The organism is Streptomyces sp. NPDC005004, assembly GCF_053600675.1.
Window position 1 is genome coordinate 1 of the sequence record NZ_JBSGAH010000034.1, and the last position, 15,016, is coordinate 15,016.

Annotated in this window: 17 protein-coding genes and 1 pseudogene; 9 read left to right on the plus strand and 9 right to left on the minus strand. The window is 70.3% G+C overall.

Translation table 11 applies throughout. The annotated features are described in order from the left end of the window. Nucleotides 1-92, plus strand: a pseudogene (locus ACWEEU_RS29480) (rhomboid-like protein); the annotation flags it as partial. 178 nt (nucleotides 93-270) lie between these two features. Here ACWEEU_RS29480 and ACWEEU_RS29485 read toward each other — a convergent pair. Continuing rightward, entirely contained in the window at nucleotides 271-1,809 is a 1,539-nt protein-coding gene (locus ACWEEU_RS29485; protein ID WP_451736541.1) for a S8 family peptidase, read from the minus strand. Between the two features lie 284 nt (nucleotides 1,810-2,093). On the opposite strand from ACWEEU_RS29485, the gene ACWEEU_RS29490 reads away from it, so the two are divergent. From ACWEEU_RS29490 to moaA, 3 genes are all read left to right on the plus strand, one after another. Further along, the gene (locus ACWEEU_RS29490) at nucleotides 2,094-2,450 is read left to right on the plus strand and encodes a DUF485 domain-containing protein (protein WP_385745672.1); all 357 of its coding nucleotides are present in this window, start codon (nucleotides 2,094-2,096) and stop codon (nucleotides 2,448-2,450) included. Next, the gene (locus ACWEEU_RS29495; RefSeq protein ID WP_385745670.1) at nucleotides 2,447-4,090 is read left to right on the plus strand and encodes a solute symporter family protein; all 1,644 of its coding nucleotides are present in this window, start codon (nucleotides 2,447-2,449) and stop codon (nucleotides 4,088-4,090) included. The genes ACWEEU_RS29490 and ACWEEU_RS29495 overlap by 4 nt, the downstream gene beginning before the upstream one ends. A gap of 188 nt (nucleotides 4,091-4,278) precedes the next feature. After that, entirely contained in the window at nucleotides 4,279-5,268 is a 990-nt protein-coding gene (gene moaA, locus ACWEEU_RS29500; RefSeq protein ID WP_385745668.1) for a GTP 3',8-cyclase MoaA, read from the plus strand. Nucleotides 5,269-5,292: 24 nt separating this feature from the next. Here the strand turns inward: moaA and ACWEEU_RS29505 are convergent, their stop codons facing one another. Both ACWEEU_RS29505 and ACWEEU_RS29510 read right to left on the minus strand, forming a co-directional pair. Further along, nucleotides 5,293-5,508, minus strand: a complete 216-nt coding sequence (locus tag ACWEEU_RS29505) for a hypothetical protein (RefSeq protein ID WP_451736545.1) — start codon at nucleotides 5,506-5,508, stop codon at nucleotides 5,293-5,295. A gap of 238 nt (nucleotides 5,509-5,746) precedes the next feature. After that, nucleotides 5,747-6,142, minus strand: a complete 396-nt coding sequence (locus ACWEEU_RS29510) for a DUF3099 domain-containing protein (RefSeq protein WP_385745666.1) — start codon at nucleotides 6,140-6,142, stop codon at nucleotides 5,747-5,749. Nucleotides 6,143-6,423: 281 nt separating this feature from the next. On the opposite strand from ACWEEU_RS29510, the gene ACWEEU_RS29515 reads away from it, so the two are divergent. Then, entirely contained in the window at nucleotides 6,424-6,705 is a 282-nt protein-coding gene (locus ACWEEU_RS29515) for a GlsB/YeaQ/YmgE family stress response membrane protein (protein ID WP_451736589.1), read from the plus strand. 76 nt (nucleotides 6,706-6,781) lie between these two features. On the opposite strand, the gene tyrS is transcribed toward ACWEEU_RS29515, so the two are convergent. From tyrS to ACWEEU_RS29540, 5 genes are all read right to left on the minus strand, one after another. Next, nucleotides 6,782-8,050: a tyrosine--tRNA ligase gene (gene tyrS, locus ACWEEU_RS29520; RefSeq protein WP_385745664.1), complete on the minus strand. Its 1,269-nt coding sequence runs from the start codon at nucleotides 8,048-8,050 to the stop codon at nucleotides 6,782-6,784. Nucleotides 8,051-8,106: 56 nt separating this feature from the next. Continuing rightward, on the minus strand, nucleotides 8,107-9,501 hold the full coding sequence (locus ACWEEU_RS29525; RefSeq protein ID WP_385745662.1) for a metallopeptidase TldD-related protein: 1,395 nt from the start codon (nucleotides 9,499-9,501) through the stop codon (nucleotides 8,107-8,109). Beyond that, the gene (locus ACWEEU_RS29530; RefSeq protein ID WP_385745660.1) at nucleotides 9,498-11,021 is read right to left on the minus strand and encodes a TldD/PmbA family protein; all 1,524 of its coding nucleotides are present in this window, start codon (nucleotides 11,019-11,021) and stop codon (nucleotides 9,498-9,500) included. The genes ACWEEU_RS29525 and ACWEEU_RS29530 overlap by 4 nt, the downstream gene beginning before the upstream one ends. 87 nt (nucleotides 11,022-11,108) lie before the next feature. After that, nucleotides 11,109-11,306, minus strand: coding sequence for a DUF397 domain-containing protein (locus ACWEEU_RS29535; RefSeq protein WP_385745658.1), 198 nt, complete (start codon nucleotides 11,304-11,306; stop codon nucleotides 11,109-11,111). Beyond that, the gene (locus ACWEEU_RS29540; protein ID WP_451736550.1) at nucleotides 11,303-12,151 is read right to left on the minus strand and encodes a helix-turn-helix domain-containing protein; all 849 of its coding nucleotides are present in this window, start codon (nucleotides 12,149-12,151) and stop codon (nucleotides 11,303-11,305) included. The genes ACWEEU_RS29535 and ACWEEU_RS29540 overlap by 4 nt, the downstream gene beginning before the upstream one ends. 149 nt (nucleotides 12,152-12,300) lie before the next feature. Here ACWEEU_RS29540 and ACWEEU_RS29545 point away from each other — a divergent pair, with 149 nt between their 5' ends. After that, entirely contained in the window at nucleotides 12,301-12,783 is a 483-nt protein-coding gene (locus ACWEEU_RS29545) for an ATP-binding protein (protein ID WP_451736553.1), read from the plus strand. Here the strand turns inward: ACWEEU_RS29545 and ACWEEU_RS29550 are convergent. After that, nucleotides 12,752-13,012, minus strand: a complete 261-nt coding sequence (locus tag ACWEEU_RS29550; protein WP_451736592.1) for an AAA family ATPase — start codon at nucleotides 13,010-13,012, stop codon at nucleotides 12,752-12,754. The genes ACWEEU_RS29545 and ACWEEU_RS29550 overlap by 32 nt on opposite strands. A gap of 240 nt (nucleotides 13,013-13,252) precedes the next feature. On the opposite strand from ACWEEU_RS29550, the gene ACWEEU_RS29555 reads away from it, so the two are divergent. The 3 genes from ACWEEU_RS29555 to fabG all read left to right on the plus strand — a co-directional run bounded on the left by ACWEEU_RS29555 (nucleotide 13,253) and on the right by fabG (nucleotide 15,015). Next, nucleotides 13,253-13,933 carry an MBL fold metallo-hydrolase gene (locus ACWEEU_RS29555; RefSeq protein ID WP_385745650.1) on the plus strand — a complete coding sequence of 227 codons (681 nt, stop codon included), beginning with the start codon at nucleotides 13,253-13,255 and terminating at the stop codon, nucleotides 13,931-13,933. Further along, nucleotides 13,930-14,118, plus strand: coding sequence for a hypothetical protein (locus ACWEEU_RS29560; protein ID WP_385745648.1), 189 nt, complete (start codon nucleotides 13,930-13,932; stop codon nucleotides 14,116-14,118). Before ACWEEU_RS29555 ends, ACWEEU_RS29560 begins: the two co-directional genes overlap by 4 nt. A gap of 192 nt (nucleotides 14,119-14,310) precedes the next feature. After that, the gene (fabG, locus tag ACWEEU_RS29565; protein WP_161182883.1) at nucleotides 14,311-15,015 is read left to right on the plus strand and encodes a 3-oxoacyl-[acyl-carrier-protein] reductase; all 705 of its coding nucleotides are present in this window, start codon (nucleotides 14,311-14,313) and stop codon (nucleotides 15,013-15,015) included. Nucleotide 15,016 lies beyond the last annotated feature (1 nt).

Sequence of the window (15,016 nt, forward strand, 5' to 3'; positions counted from 1 at the left end):
GCTCCACCAACATCCACGAGCTGTCCCAGAACCCCGCACGGGTGCTCATCACCAGCGCGATGTGGATCGACAGCGGCCGCTGGCTGCCGTACCCCTGGGCCGTGTCCGCGAAATCCCGCCCGGCTCGCGGCGTCCGGCACGCACGCTCGCCGCGTCGTCGGGCTCACCCGCGTACACCCGGTGCGCGGGCGACCCTCCGCCTCGCGATCGCACGCACCAGAGGCCGCGAGCCCTGCCCTGCGGGCAGCGACCCCACTGTGCGGACACGACCTAGCGGGTCACGGCCTTCAGCGCGTCCGCGATGCCCCGCCCGTAGAACCCGTTCCGGTTCTTCGTGCCCTGGCAGACCGCGTCCACCTTGCCGTCGCCGTTGATGTCGTACGGGTCGGTGCAGGCGGTGGGTGTGGCCTCGGCGTAGAGCAGGGCCTTGACCTGGGCGGCGGTGGCGTGCGGGTGGGTCGACTTGATCAGCGCGGCCACGCCCACGACGTGCGGGGTCGCCATCGAGGTACCGGCCATGTAGCCCCAGGTGCCGCCGGGCAGCGGGCCGAGGATGAGTCCGCTGGTGGCCGGGGGAGCGGGGGTCTGGTAGGCGGTCGAGTCGCCGCCGGGCCCGGCGATGTCGATGACGCCGAGACCGTAGTTGGAGAAGGACGACTTCAGGCCCTTGGCGCCGGTCGAGGCGACGGTGACCACGCCCGGGAGCTGGGTCGGGATGTCGAAGCACTTGCGCGGGTCGATCGTCCGGTCCGAGGCGGTGCCGTCGTTCGGGGAGACCGGGTCGGTGATCGAGTCGGCCGCGAGGTCGTAGCTCTCGTTGCCCGCCGCCGCCACGTTGACCGTGCCCTTGCGCTCGGCGTACCGCGAGGCCCGCTCGACGGCGGTGACCAGGGCCTTCTGGTCGGGGTCGTCGGCGCAGTTGAAGTACCAGGGGTCGGTGTAATAGCTGTTGTTGGTCACGTCCACGTGGTGCTCGGCCGCCCACACGAAGCCGCAGACCACGGACTCGGTGTAGAAGTAGCCGTCCGGGTTGGCGACCTTGATGCCCGCGACCTTCACGCCCGGGGCCACGCCCGTGATGCCGACGCCGTTCTTGGCGCCCGCGATCTCACCGGCGACATGCGTGCCGTGCGGGCTCTCCCCGGCGTTGGGACGCCAGGCGCCGTCCGCGGTGTCCGGCTTGCCGGAGACGCAGTTGACGGAGGCCGAGCGGTCGAAGTTGGGAGCGATGTCCGGGTGGGTGTCGTCCACGCCGGTGTCGATGACGGCGACGGTGACCTTGCGGCTGCCGAGGGTCTTCTCGTGCGCCTTGTCGGCCTTGATGGCGGGCAGGTCCCACTGGAGCGGCTCGAGCGGGTCCTCGCCCTGCGCGGCGGACTTCTTCGCGTCGGCCAGCTGCGCCGCGCTGAGCGGCTTCGGGCTGCCGAGGTCGGTGGTCGACTGGGCGGGCAGCGGGGCGTTGCGGGTGGCACCGGCGGAGTCGACGCCGTGCACCCGGCGGATGGCCTTGGCGAAGTCCGGGTTCGCGGAGTGGACGACGATCACGCCTATCCGGTCGTAACTCGTGACGACCGTGCCGCCGTTGCGTCCTATCGCGCGCCGCACCGACTCGATCGTGCGGCGGTCCGCCGAGGTGTTGACGACGTACGACAGCTCGGGGCCGTCGTACGCGCGGGCGGAGGCGTCCGACGCCGGGGCCGCGGGCGCGGCAGCCGAGGCCGTCGTCGGCAGGAAGCCGAGCGAGGCGGTCAGGGACAGCACGAGCGGCACGGCCGGCGCGAAACGGCGCCGGGAGCGCAGATGAGCCATGGAAACTCCACATCATCCGGATGACAGACCGCCCGGTGACGCATGGGACCACCGGGCAGGTACATGACGGGTGGGCAGAGCGAAACTATCCCTGTCGACGCGATGTCCGAAAGGGCGAAAGGGAGTTGAACCACCCCGGCCGGGGCGCCGTGGCCCCTGACAGGGGCGCGTGCGGATCACGCTCCCCCGACGGGATCACGGTACGGAGCGGGGCATTGACTCCGGGTAACGTGATCACGTCCCATGAGGTCGGCAAGCGCACGCCCGGACGCGAGGAGACTTGAGTGGCCACCGAGACACCGCCCCCCGCGAAACCCCAACCACAGCTTCCCTCCAGCGAGGAGTTCACCGAGGCACAGCAGAGCGCGGAGTTCGGTGAACTGCGCCGCGCACACCGCTCGTTCGCGTTCCCCCTGACGATCGCCTTCGTCGCCTGGTACCTGCTCTACGTGCTGCTCTCCTGCTACGCGGAGGACTTCATGGGCACCAAGGTCGTGGGCAACGTCAACATGGCGCTGATCCTGGGGCTCGCCCAGTTCCTGACCACGTTCCTCATCGCCTGGTGGTACGCGCGCCACGCCGCCGCCAAGCTCGACCCCAGGGCCGAGGCCATCAAGTCCCGGATGGAGGGCGGCGCATGAGCCCCGCACAGCACACGATCGCGGCCCGGCACACCCTGCTCGCGGCCGGAGAGGCGAGCGAGCACCGGCCGCTGATCATCAGCCTGTTCGCGGTGTTCGTCCTCGCGACCCTCGTCATCACCGTCTGGGCGGGCCGCCAGACCAAGAGCGCCGCCGACTTCTACGCGGGCGGCCGCCAGTTCACCGGCTTCCAGAACGGCCTCGCCGTCTCCGGCGACTACATGTCCGCCGCTTCCTTCCTCGGCATCGCGGGCGCCATCGCCCTCTTCGGCTACGACGGCTTCCTCTACTCCGTCGGCTTCCTGGTCGCCTGGCTGGTCGCGCTGCTCCTGGTCGCCGAACCGCTGCGCAACTCCGGCCGCTACACGATGGGCGACGTGCTCGCCTACCGGATGCGCCAGCGCCCGGTCCGCACGGCGGCGGGCGTCTCCACCATCGTCGTCTCGATCTTCTACCTGCTCGCACAGATGGCCGGCGCGGGCGTCCTCGTCTCGCTGCTGCTCGGCATCACCAGCGACGGCGGCAAGATCGGCATCGTCGCCCTGGTCGGCGTCCTGATGATCGTGTACGTCACCATCGGCGGCATGAAGGGCACCACCTGGGTCCAGATGGTCAAGGCGGTCCTGCTGATCGTCGGCGCCCTGCTGCTGACCTTCCTGGTACTGCTGAAGTTCCACTTCAACATCTCCGACCTGCTCGGCAAGGCCGCCGACACCAGCGGAAAGGGCTCCGCCTTCCTGGAGCCCGGGCTGAAGTACGGCGCCACCGGCACCACCAAGCTGGACTTCATCTCGCTCGGCATCGCCCTGGTCCTGGGCACCGCGGGACTGCCCCACATCCTGATCCGCTTCTACACGGTTCCCACCGCCAAGGCCGCCCGCAAGTCCGTGATCTGGGCCATCGGCCTGATCGGCGCCTTCTATCTGATGACCCTCGCCCTCGGCTTCGGCGCCGCTGCCCTCATCAAGCCCGACGAGATCATCGGCTCCAACAAGGCGGGCAACACGGCCGCGCCCCTGCTCGCCCTGCATCTCGGCGGGGTCGACTCCAACTGGGGCGCCGTCCTCCTCGCGACCATCTCCGCGGTCGCCTTCGCCACCATCCTCGCGGTGGTCGCGGGCCTGACGCTGGCCTCGTCGTCGTCCTTCGCGCACGACATCTACGCCAACGTCATCAAGAAGGGCCAGGCCACCGAGAAGCAGGAGGTCGGCGCCGCCCGCTGGGCCACCGTCGGCATCGGCGCCGTCTCCATCGTGCTCGGGGCGCTCTCCCGCGACCTGAACGTGGCCGGACTGGTCGCGCTCGCCTTCGCCGTCGCCGCCTCGGCGAACCTGCCGACGCTCCTCTACAGCCTGTTCTGGAAGCGGTTCACCACCACCGGCGCCCTGTGGTCGATCTACGGGGGACTGGTCACCGCCGTCGGCCTGGTGCTGTTCTCGCCGGTCGTCTCCGGCAAGCCCACCTCGATGTTCCCCGACGCGGACTTCCACTGGTTCCCGCTGGAGAACCCCGGCATCATCTCGATCCCGGTCGGCTTCCTGCTGGGCGTGGTCGGCACCCTGCTGTCCAAGGAGGTCCCGGACGCGGGCAAGTACGCCGAGCTGGAGGTACGGTCCCTGACCGGCACCGGGGCGCACTGAGCCGCGCACGACATCACGGCCGCGCCGCGCGGGCACCTCGCCCGTACGGCGCGGCCGGACCGTTTCTCCACAGCCCCGCCCGTTCGCGGCTGTCGTTGTCGGCACTCTCGCGTAGGCTCGCAGGTGACGGAGAACGAGCGGTCCGGAAAGCGATCGGTCCAGACCGGGAAGCGAGGGAGGGGGCCCACGTGCTCATCGACACCTACGGCCGAGTGGCCACCGACCTGCGGGTCTCGCTGACCGACCGGTGCAATCTGCGCTGCACGTACTGTATGCCCGAAGAGGGCCTGCAGTGGCTGGCCAAGCCCGACCTGCTCACGGACGACGAGATCGTCCGCCTGATCGACATCGCGGTGCGCCTGCTCGGCATCGAGGAGGTCCGCTTCACCGGCGGCGAGCCGCTGCTGCGCCCCGGCCTGGTCGGCATCGTCGAGCGCGTCGCGGCCCTGGAGCCGCGCCCCCAGATGTCGATCACCACCAACGGCATCGGCCTCAAGCGCACCGCCGCCGCCCTCAAGCAGGCCGGCCTCGACCGGGTCAACGTCTCCCTGGACACCCTGCGCCCGGAGGTCTTCAAGACCCTGACCCGGCGCGACCGCCACCACGACGTGCTGGACGGTCTCAAGGCCGCGAGCGACGCCGGACTCACCCCGGTCAAGGTCAACTCGGTCCTGATGCCGGGCCTCAACGCGGACGAGGCCCCCGACCTCCTGGCCTGGGCCCTGGAGCACGAGTACGAGCTGCGCTTCATCGAGCAGATGCCGCTCGACGCCCAGCACGGCTGGAAGCGCGAGGGCATGGTCACCGCGGCCGACATCCTCGCCTCCCTGCGCACCCGCTTCGACCTCACCGCCGAGAACGCGGGCGAGCGCGGCTCGGCCCCGGCCGAGCGCTGGCTCGTGGACGGCGGTCCGCAGCGGGTCGGCGTCATCGCCTCGGTCACCCGCCCGTTCTGCGCGGCCTGCGACCGCACCCGGCTCACGGCCGACGGACAGATACGCACCTGTCTGTTCGCCACCGAGGAGACCGACCTGCGCGCGGCCCTGCGCTCGGACGCCGAGGACAAGGAGATCGCGGACATCTGGCGCACCGCGATGTGGGGCAAGAAGGCGGGCGCGGGCCTGGACGACCCGTCGTTCGTGCAGCCGGACCGCCCCATGTCGGCGATCGGCGGCTGAGGCTCGGCCTTCGGAGGCCCGGCCTTAGGCCGGGCCCCGCTCCTCCCACTCCGTCAGCGGCACGACGTCCTTCAGGAAACCCCGCACGCCGAGGAACTGCGACAGATGCTCGCGGTGTTCCTCGCAGGCGAGCCAGGTCTTCCGCCGCTCCGGCGTGTGGATCTTCGGGTTGTTCCACGCCAGCACCCAGACGGCGTCGACGCGGCAGCCCTTGGCGGAGCAGATCGGTGTGTCACTCACGGTTTCGTCTCACAAGAACGGCTGCGGAAGGGCGGCGACAATGCCGCGAACATGGCGACGCCGAGCAGCCACGGGGGGAGCTGCCCGGCGTCGGTCCGTCGCTCCGACGGGGGATGCGGAGCGCGTACGAAGTATGTCACGGGTCCCCCGCGACCCGGCACCGGAACAGCGCGATTGAACTGAGCTTTTCCTGAGCTTGGCGGGAAGTCGTCTTCCGCTTTCCGGGCGTCTGCCCAGCTCAGAATCGGTCCGGCCGTTCGCCGTTCGCCTCCGCCGCAGGACCCGCCGAGGGCCCCGCGGGGCCGGATTCCGACCGTGCCTCCTGCGCGCCCGCGGCCGGGGCGATCATCGGCTTGGACGGCGTCACGACAAACGTCGAGGGCAGCGACGGCGGCCGCTCCCGGCCCGCGTTCGCGATCACCACGGCGATGTACGGCAGCAGGGCGCCGAGCACCAGCGCCACGATGGCGACGTACCGTTCCACGTTCCACAGGGAGGCCGCGAGGATCACCGAGACGGTCCGGATCGACATGGAGATGACGTACCGCCGCTGCCGGCCCCGCACGTCCTCGGCGAGTCCGGTCCGGGCGCCGGTGATCCGGAACACCTGTGCGTCGCCGCGCTGCTTGAGCATCTCAGTCCACCATCCGACCGCAAGGGACTCGTCCCCGTCCCGTACGAGCGCCCGGCCCGTCGGGGAACCGGCCCGGGACACCCCCCACGGTACGCCGCCTGGGCCTCCGGCTCGATACCGGGGCGCCCGCTGCCTGCCGCGACCCGGGGGGACGCCCCGGCGCATACGGCGCACCCGGTGTGCGCGCCCCGCGCTCCGCGCACAGACTGAGGCGAGGACACGGGACAGGACACGGGAGAGGGCCCGGCCGGACCGTGTCGGACCGTGACGAGGAGGCGGCCATGGGCTGGCTGTGGGCGATCATCGTGGGATTCGTGCTGGGCGTCATCGCCAAGGCGATCATCCCCGGCAAGCAGCACAGCCCGCTGTGGCTGACCGTCATCTGCGGCACCATCGGCGGCCTGGTCGGCAACGCGGTCGCCCGCGCGGTAGGGGTCGGGGAGACCCGGGGCATCGACTGGACCCGGCATCTCTTCCAGCTCGTCGCCGCGATCATCATCGTGTTCATCGTCGACCGGCTCTACGTGGAGACGCTCGGCAAGAGAAAGCAGCGCGAGGTCTGAGAACGCCACATCCGAGACCCTGCGGACATGCCGAGGGGGTGACTTCCCCAGGGGAAGCCACCCCCTCGGACCGTGCTCAGGCGCCGGTGACCTCGACGGCGGCCAGGTTCTTCTTGCCCCGGCGCAGCACCAGCCAGCGGCCGTGCAGCAGGTCCTCGGCGGCCGGTACGGCGTCCTCGGCGGCGACCTTGACGTTGTTCACGTAGGCACCGCCCTCCTTCACCGTGCGGCGCGCGGCCGACTTGCTCGCCACGAGACCGACCTCGGCGAACAGATCGGTCACCAGGCCCAGCTCGGCGACCTGGACGTGCGGCACCTCGGAGAGCGCGGCCGCGAGGGTGCGCTCGTCCAGCTCCGCCAGCTCGCCCTGGCCGAACAGCGCCCTGGACGCGGCGACCACGGCGGCCGTCTGCCCGGCGCCGTGCACCAGCGTCGTCAGCTCCTCGGCCAGCGCGCGCTGGGCGGCACGGGCCTGCGGACGCTCCTCGGTCTGCCGCTCCAGCTCCTCGATCTCCTCGCGGGACCTGAAGCTGAAGATGCGCAGGAACTTGGAGACGTCACGGTCGTCCGCGTTCAGCCAGAACTGGTAGAAGGCGTACGGCGTGGTCATCTCCGCGTCGAGCCACACCGTGCCCGACTCGGTCTTGCCGAACTTGGTGCCGTCCGCCTTGGTGATCAGCGGGGTGCCGAGCGCGTGCACCACGGCGTCCGGCTCGACGCGGTGGATCAGGTCGGTGCCCGAGGTGAGGTTGCCCCACTGGTCGCTGCCGCCGGTCTGGAGCGTGCAGCCGTAGCGCCGGTACAGCTCCAGGAAGTCCATGCCCTGGAGGATCTGGTAGCTGAACTCGGTGTAGCTGATGCCCGCGTCCGAGTTCAGACGGCGGGAGACGGCCTCCTTGGCGATCATCTTGTTCACCCGGAAGTGCTTGCCGATGTCGCGCAGGAACTCGATGGCCGACATGCCCTGGGTCCAGTCCAGGTTGTTGACCATGACGGCCGCGTTCGGGCCCTCGAAGTTCAGCAGCGGCTGGATCTGGCCGCGCAGCCGCTCCACCCACTGAGCGACGATCTCCGGCGCGTTCAGCGTGCGCTCGGCGGTGGGCTTCGGGTCACCGATCAGACCGGTGGCGCCCCCGACCAGACCCAGCGGGCGGTGACCGGCGTCCTGGATGCGGCGCATGGTCAGGATCTGCACCAGGTTGCCGAGGTGCAGGCTGGGCGCGGTCGGGTCGAAGCCGCAATAGAACGTGACGGGACCGTCCGCGAACGCCTTGCGCAGCGCGTCTTCGTCGGTGGAGAGGGCGATCAGCCCGCGCCACTTCAGTTCGTCGACGATGTCCGTCACGGTTCTCGTGTCTCCTTGAAGATCAGTCGGCAGTCGGGTGACAGCCGACTACGAGGTTATACGCCCTGGCTGACAGAGCTCATATTGAAATCCGGGATGCGCAAGCCGGGCATCGCGGCCCGGGTGAACCAGTCGCTCCACTCGCGGGGCAGCGTGCGCTCGGTGCGCCCCGCCTCGGAAGCCCGCCCGAGCAGCCCGACCGGCGACTCGTTGAACCGGAAGTTGTTCACCTGACCGGTGACCTCGCCGTTCTCCACGAGGTACACGCCGTCCCGGGTCAGACCGGTGAGCAGCAGGGTCGCCGGGTCCACCTCGCGGATGTACCACAGGCAGGTCAGCAGCAGCCCGCGCTCGGTGTTCGCGACCATCTCGTCCAGGGAGCGGTCCTCGCCGCCGTCCAGGACGAGGTTCCCGAGGGCGGGGGCGACGGGCAGCCCGGTCAGGTCCGCGCCGTGCCGGGTGGTGGTGAGGTTGCGCAGGACACCCTCCCCGATCCAGTCGGTGCGGTGGACGGGCAGCCCGTTGTCGAAGACGGACTGGTCGCCGCCGGAGGAGTGCGCCACCACGAACGGCGCGCACTCCAGACCCGGCTCGTTCGGGTCGCTGCGCAGGGTGAGCGGCAGCTCGCTGAGCCGGTCGCCCACGCGGGTGCCGCCGCCCGGCTTCGAGAACACGGTGCGCCCCTCGGCCGCGTCCCGGCCCGAGGACGACCAGAGCTGGTAGATCAGCAGGTCGGCCACCGCGGACGGCGGCAGCAGCGTCTCGTAGCGTCCGGCGGGCAGCTCCACGCGACGCTCGGCCCAGCCGAGGCGTACGGCCAGTTCGGCGTCGAGCGCGGCCGGGTCGACGTCCTTGAAGTCCCGCGTGGAGCGGCCGGCCCACGCCGAGCGGGTGCGGTCGGGCGACTTGGCGTTCAGCTCCAGGGTGCCGGTCGGCTGGTCGTGCCGCAGGCGCAGTCCGGTGGAGGTGCCGAGGTAGGTCGAGACCATCTCGTGGTTGGCGAAGCCGTACAGCTCACGGCCGCCCGCGCGGGCACGGGCGAAGGACTCGCCGAGCGCGGGCGCGAAGTCCGCGAAGACGGCGGAGGACGTCTCCACGGGCGCGTCGGTGAAGTCGGGGGAGTGCGGAACCCCCTCGACCAGCGGCTGCGCGTCCTCGGCGGGACCGGCGGCGCGGGCGGCGGACTCGGCGGCCCGCACCAACGGCTCCACATCCTCGTCCGTGACGGCGGACCGGGAGACGACCCCGGCGGCGGTGCCCTGCTGCCCGTTCACGGTCGCGATCACCGTGAGGGTACGGCCCCGGGTCACGCCGTTGGTGGTGAGCGCGTTGCCCGCCCAGCGGAGGTTGGCGGTGGAGTACTCGTCCGCGATGACGACGCAGCCGTCGGCCCGGGACAGCGCGAGGGCCCGCTCGACGACCTCGTACGGCTTGCTGGTGCGCGGGCTCATCGACCGGCCTCCTGCGTTGTGTTGAGGATGTTGACGCCCTTGAACAGGGCGGATGGGCAGCCGTGCGAGACGGCGGCGACCTGGCCCGGCTGGGCCTTGCCGCAGTTGAAGGCACCGCCGAGCACATAGGTCTGCGGACCGCCCACGGCGGCCATCGAACCCCAGAAGTCGGTGGTGGTGGCCTGGTAGGCGACGTCCCGGAGCTGGCCGGTGATCCGCCCGTTCTCGATCCGGAAGAACCGCTGCCCGGTGAACTGGAAGTTGTACCGCTGCATGTCGATGGACCACGACCGGTCACCGACGACGTAGATCCCCCGGTCGACGCCGCCGATCAGATCCTCGGTGGACAGCCCGGCGGGGTCCGGCCGGAGCGACACGTTGGCCATGCGCTGCACCGGCACATGCGCCGGGGAGTCCGCGAAGGCGCATCCGTTGGACCGGTCGAACCCGGTCAACCTGGCGATACGACGGTCCAGTTGGTACCCGACCAGCGTGCCGTCCTTCACCAGGTCCCAGGACTGCGCGGCCACACCCTCGTCGTCGTACCCGACGGTCGCGAGACCGTGCTCGGCCGTGCGGTCACCGGTGACGTTCATCAGGTCGGAGCCGTACTTCAGCTTGCCGAGCTGGTCGAAGGTGGCGAACGAGGTACCGGCGTACGCGGCCTCGTAGCCGAGGGCGCGGTCCAACTCCGTGGCGTGTCCGATGGATTCGTGGATGGTGAGCCACAGGTTGGACGGGTCCACGACCAGGTCGTACAGCCCCGGGTCCACGCTCGGCGCGCGCATCTTCTCCGCGAGCAGTTCCGGGATCTGCTCCAGCTCGGTGTCCCAGTCCCAGCCGGTGCCCTTCAGGTACTCCCAGCCGCGTCCTGCCGGCGGAGCGAGGGTGCGCATCGAGTCGAACTCGCCGCTGGAGTCGTCCACGGACACGGCGGTCAGCTCCGGGTGCAGCCGCACGCGTTGCTGCGTCGTCACGGTCCCGGCGGTGTCGGCGTAGAACTTGTTCTCGTGCACGGTGAGCAGCGAGGCGTCCACATGGCTCACGCCCTGCCCGGCCAGCAGCCGGTTGCTCCACTCCGCGAGCAACGCGGCCTTCTCCTCGTCCGGCACGGAGAAGGGGTCGATCTCGTACGAGGACACCCAGGTCTTGTCGGCGTGCACGGGCTCGTCCGCCAGCTCGACCCGCTCGTCCGACCCCGCCGCCTTGATGACCTGAGCGGACAGTTTGGCCATGGCGACGGCCTGCGAGGCGACCTTGGCCGCGCCGTCCATGGTCAGGTCCACCCCGGAGGCGAACCCCCAACTCCCGCCGTGCACGACCCGGACGGCGTACCCGAGGTCGGTGGTGTCGGACGACCCGGCCGGCTTGGCGTCCCGCAACCGCCACGACGCGCTACGCACCTTCTCCAACCGGAAGTCGGCGTGCTCGGCACCGAGGGCGCGGGCACGGGCCAGGGCTGCGTCGGCGAGGGCGCGGAGTGGTAGGGCGAGGAAGGAGGGGTCGATGTCTTGGGGCACGGGGGTTCCCTTCAGCAGTTGGCCACGCAAGGGGCGGGCACAGGACCAACTCCTGTACCCGCCCACGAGTATGAGTGCGGCGCCGACTCAGTCATCCGTCGACAGCGCCGCGCGCGTAGTGAAGGCGGCCCAGGCGGAGGGAGTGACGGTGAGGGGCTGGATGCGCTTGTCCTTGGAATCGCGTATGTGGACGGCCTCGGTGCGCACGGAGACCTCGACGCAGTTGCCGCCTTCGCTGCCGCTATAGCTGCTCTTGAACCAGGCGGACTCATCAGTGGTGCTCATAGCGCTCCTCGCATGTGTTCCAGCAGCTTCACCGTAGCCCGCCAGTCCAAGGCCTGGGAACGCAGCTTGCCATAGCGCTGAAGCATGATGCTTACGTCTTTTGGCGCGGAGATCAGGTTGTTCGACCGCTGCCCCTCCGTGTAACCGAGCCACTGGAGAGTAGGGGTCTCGGCCAGGTACATCAGCCCATCGACACCGGCGTGGTCCTCCTGAATCGTCGGCATGATCTGGATCGTGACGTTGCGCTGGACGCCCACCTCAAGGAAGCGGTCGATGACCTGCTTCGTCACCTCGTTGCCACCGAGGCGCCGTTCAAGGACGCACTGCTCGACGACGAAGCTGAACGTGACGTTCGGCCGGGTGGAGAAGATCCGTTGCCGATCCAGTCGAGCTGTCGCAAAGTGCTCGACCTGGTCTTCATCCAGGGGTGGCAACTGTCCGTTGAACACCGTTCGCATGTACGCCTCTGGCTGCAACAGTCCAGGTACGGCCCGGCATTCGTAGGCGTACAAGGAGATCGCTTCCGCCTCGATCCCCGCCCACTGCTGGAACCAGGACGCCAGCCCCGTCCGCCGGGTCAGACTCTTCGCCGCAGCGGTAAGCACCTTGGGTGCGAGCGGACCCAGAGACTCCTCCGCGCGCCCCGGTAGTTCTGTGGGCGGGAACCGTTTTCCCTGCTCGATCTTGGCGATGTACGCGGCTGAGTAGCCCACGCGTTTCGCGAACTCTTCCTGTGTCAGGCCGGCGAGTTCCCGCAGCGACTTCAGTACAGCGCCGAAGGTCTTGAGGCTGGCGGAGGATTCAGGTTCGCTGTTGGTGCTGCTTCCGCCCTGGTCCGTCGCCATCGCCGCCGCCTCCCGCGTGTTGCCCAACCGGCCCAATCCCCCATCGTCACGACGAGTGACCCACCCAGTCCAGAGTGTGCACTGGTACAACCGGCTCTGTATGGGTTTCGTCCCTGTCGGCGGTCGGGCGGAATCAGAACCCTGGGACCATGTCCGTACCACAGGCCCAAGAGGCCGTCACCGTAAGTGTGTTCGTACAGCGGCTCTCCGCGACCAGGCGCGGCGCGCGCGTCGCGCGGAGACTGGCCGTACTCCAGCTCGACGAGTGGAACGTGCCGTACGACAGCGAGAGTTCGGAAGCCGTCGCCCTAGTCGTCGCGGAACTCGCCGCCAACGCCGTACTCCACGGCCGCGTACCCGGACGGGACTTCGAACTCTGCCTCCGCTACGACCCCGCCGGCACCGTCCGCGTAGAGGTGTCCGACACTCACCCGGCTCACCCGATGCTGAGCCCCGCGCACACGGACGGCGGTCGCGGCCTCCTCCTCGTCGCCGCCCTCTCCACCCGCTGGGGCGTCCACGCGCGGAAGGGCCCGGGCAAGACGGTGTGGGCGGAGTGCGCGGTGACCCGTACGAGGCCGACGGTCGAAGGTGAGCCCCTCACGCCGAGGGCGGCCACCCAGGTTGGATGATCAACTCACCCTCCCCGGAGGGAACGTCGAACCGGGCGGAGAAGTCGTCCAGCACGGAGTCGGTGACGAGCAAGGCGTTCGCGTCCTCGCGACGGTTCCGCTCCGCGAGGCGACGGGGCAGCTCTGTCCGCTCGACGGGGAAGTGCAGCAGCCGCCACCGCCCGCCCGCGTCCTCGACCAGCCTCCTCCACTCCTCGCGCGCCGGGCGCAGCCAGAGCCCGTGATCCAGGACGACGTCCTTCCCGGCGGCGACGAGTCCGGTGAGGCGCCCGCTTCCGCCGCGCGTACGTCGTCTTCCCGGAGCCGGTCAGCCCGACCAGCAGATACACGACCGGCCGCCCGGCACCGGACGCGTGAGAGGTCGCCGTCATCGCCTCAGCTCCTTCACTCCTCCCGCCAGCCTGCCACCCACGATGAGCCGTGGGCGAACGCCCGCCCGGCCCGGCGGGAGGCCGCGCAGGCTGGAGGTATGGACGTGATCGAGGTGCTGCCGAACCTGCGGATGCTCCGCTTCCCGGTGGGGGCGGCCTACGTGTGGCGGGACGGCGACGAGCTGACGCTGATCGACGCCGGGACGGCGGACCGCGCCGAGCGGATCGAGGCGGCGCTGGACGGCCCGCTGCGGCGGATCGTGCTGACGCACTGGCACGAGGACCACACGGGCTCGGCCGCCGAACTGGCCGCCCGGCACGGCGCCGAAGTGGTCGCGCACCGGCTGGAGGCGCCGGTGATCCAGGGGGAGACGGTGGGGGCGCCACCCGTGCTGGAGGAGTTCGAGGTGCCGATCCGGACGGCGATTCCGCCGCTGCCGCCCGCTCCGCCGTGCCGGGTGGACCGGCGGGTGGAGGACGGGGACGTGCTGGAGTTCGGCGGCGGCGCGGTGGTGGTCGCGGTCCCCGGTCACACGGACGGGTCGATCGCGCTCCATCTGCCGGACGCGGGAGTCCTCTTCACCGGCGACGCGGTGGCGAACGTAGGCCGCACGACACTCGGCGTCTTCAACACCGATCGCCCCCGGGCGATCGCCTCCCTCCACCGCCTGGCCGCCCTGGAACCCCGCACGGCTCTCTTCGGCCACGGCACCCCGATCGTCGGGGACGCGGCGACGGCCCTGCGGGACGCGGCGGCGGCCTGCGGGGGTGAGCGGTGACGCGCGAGGAGGACGGGCCCGCCCCGCCGGCCGCCCGCTACGCCCACCTTGTGGCCCGGGGGCAGATCCTGCTCAAGACGGCGACCGCGGCCGACCGCGACCAGATGCCGACGTACGAGCTTCCCGACGGCGCCCCGGACCCCCTGGAGGTGCTGCTCGCCGAGCGTGAGGCCGACGACCGTTGATCTCCGGCGGATCAGCGGAGCGCTCTGCTGTAGGAACCCGACAGCCCTCGCCGTGTGCCACTGTCGGTGCCCGCTTGCCCTCCGACGCGGCGCGACCGATAGGTTTTCGGTGAAGCCGCCTGTCCGACGGACGTCGATTCGTCCGGGCGGATTGTCGGAACGCTGCAGACCGCTAATCGAAAGGGTGATCCGTTGAGCCGCTCGGTTCTCGTCACCGGAGGCAACCGGGGCATCGGCCTCGCCATCGCCCGCGCTTTCGCCGACGCCGGCGACAAGGTCGCGATCACGTACCGCTCGGGCGAGCCCCCGGCGGGCTTCCTCGCCGTCAAGTGCGACATCACCGACGCCGAGCAGGTCGAGCAGGCGTACAAGGAGATCGAGGAGCAGCACGGCCCGGTCGAGGTGCTCGTCGCCAACGCGGGCGTGACCAAGGACCAGCTCCTGATGCGCATGTCCGAGGAGGACTTCACCTCGGTCGTCGACACGAACCTCACCGGCACCTTCCGTGTGGTGAAGCGCGCCAACCGCGGGATGCTGCGCGCCAAGAAGGGCCGCGTCGTCCTGATCTCCTCGGTGGTCGGTCTGCTGGGCTCGGCCGGGCAGGCGAACTACGCCGCCTCCAAGGCCGCCATGGTCGGCTTCGCGCGCTCCCTCGCCCGTGAGCTGGGCTCGCGCAACATCACCTTCAACGTCGTCGCCCCCGGCTTCGTCGACACCGACATGACCAAGGCGCTCACCGACGAGCAGCGCAAGGGCATCGTGTCGCAGGTGCCGCTCGGCCGCTACGCGCAGCCCGAGGAGGTCGCCGCCGCCGTGCGCTTCCTCGCCTCGGACGACGCCTCGTACATCACTGGAGCCGTCATCCCCGTTGACGGCGGACTGGGAATGGGTCACTGAT

Coding starts and splice junctions, on each gene's coding strand:
- ACWEEU_RS29510 (WP_385745666.1), bottom strand. CDS start 6,142: ATGCTCAAGCAGCGCGGCGACGCACAGGTGTTCCGGATCACCGGCGCC.
- ACWEEU_RS29525 (WP_385745662.1), bottom strand. CDS start 9,501: ATGAGCCCGCGCACCAGCAAGCCGTACGAGGTCGTCGAGCGGGCCCTC.
- ACWEEU_RS29545 (WP_451736553.1), top strand. CDS start 12,301: ATGTCCGTACCACAGGCCCAAGAGGCCGTCACCGTAAGTGTGTTCGTA.
- ACWEEU_RS29535 (WP_385745658.1), bottom strand. CDS start 11,306: ATGAGCACCACTGATGAGTCCGCCTGGTTCAAGAGCAGCTATAGCGGC.
- ACWEEU_RS29495 (WP_385745670.1), top strand. CDS start 2,447: ATGAGCCCCGCACAGCACACGATCGCGGCCCGGCACACCCTGCTCGCG.
- ACWEEU_RS29515 (WP_451736589.1), top strand. CDS start 6,424: ATGGGCTGGCTGTGGGCGATCATCGTGGGATTCGTGCTGGGCGTCATC.
- ACWEEU_RS29555 (WP_385745650.1), top strand. CDS start 13,253: ATGGACGTGATCGAGGTGCTGCCGAACCTGCGGATGCTCCGCTTCCCG.
- ACWEEU_RS29485 (WP_451736541.1), bottom strand. CDS start 1,809: ATGGCTCATCTGCGCTCCCGGCGCCGTTTCGCGCCGGCCGTGCCGCTC.
- ACWEEU_RS29540 (WP_451736550.1), bottom strand. CDS start 12,151: ATGGCGACGGACCAGGGCGGAAGCAGCACCAACAGCGAACCTGAATCC.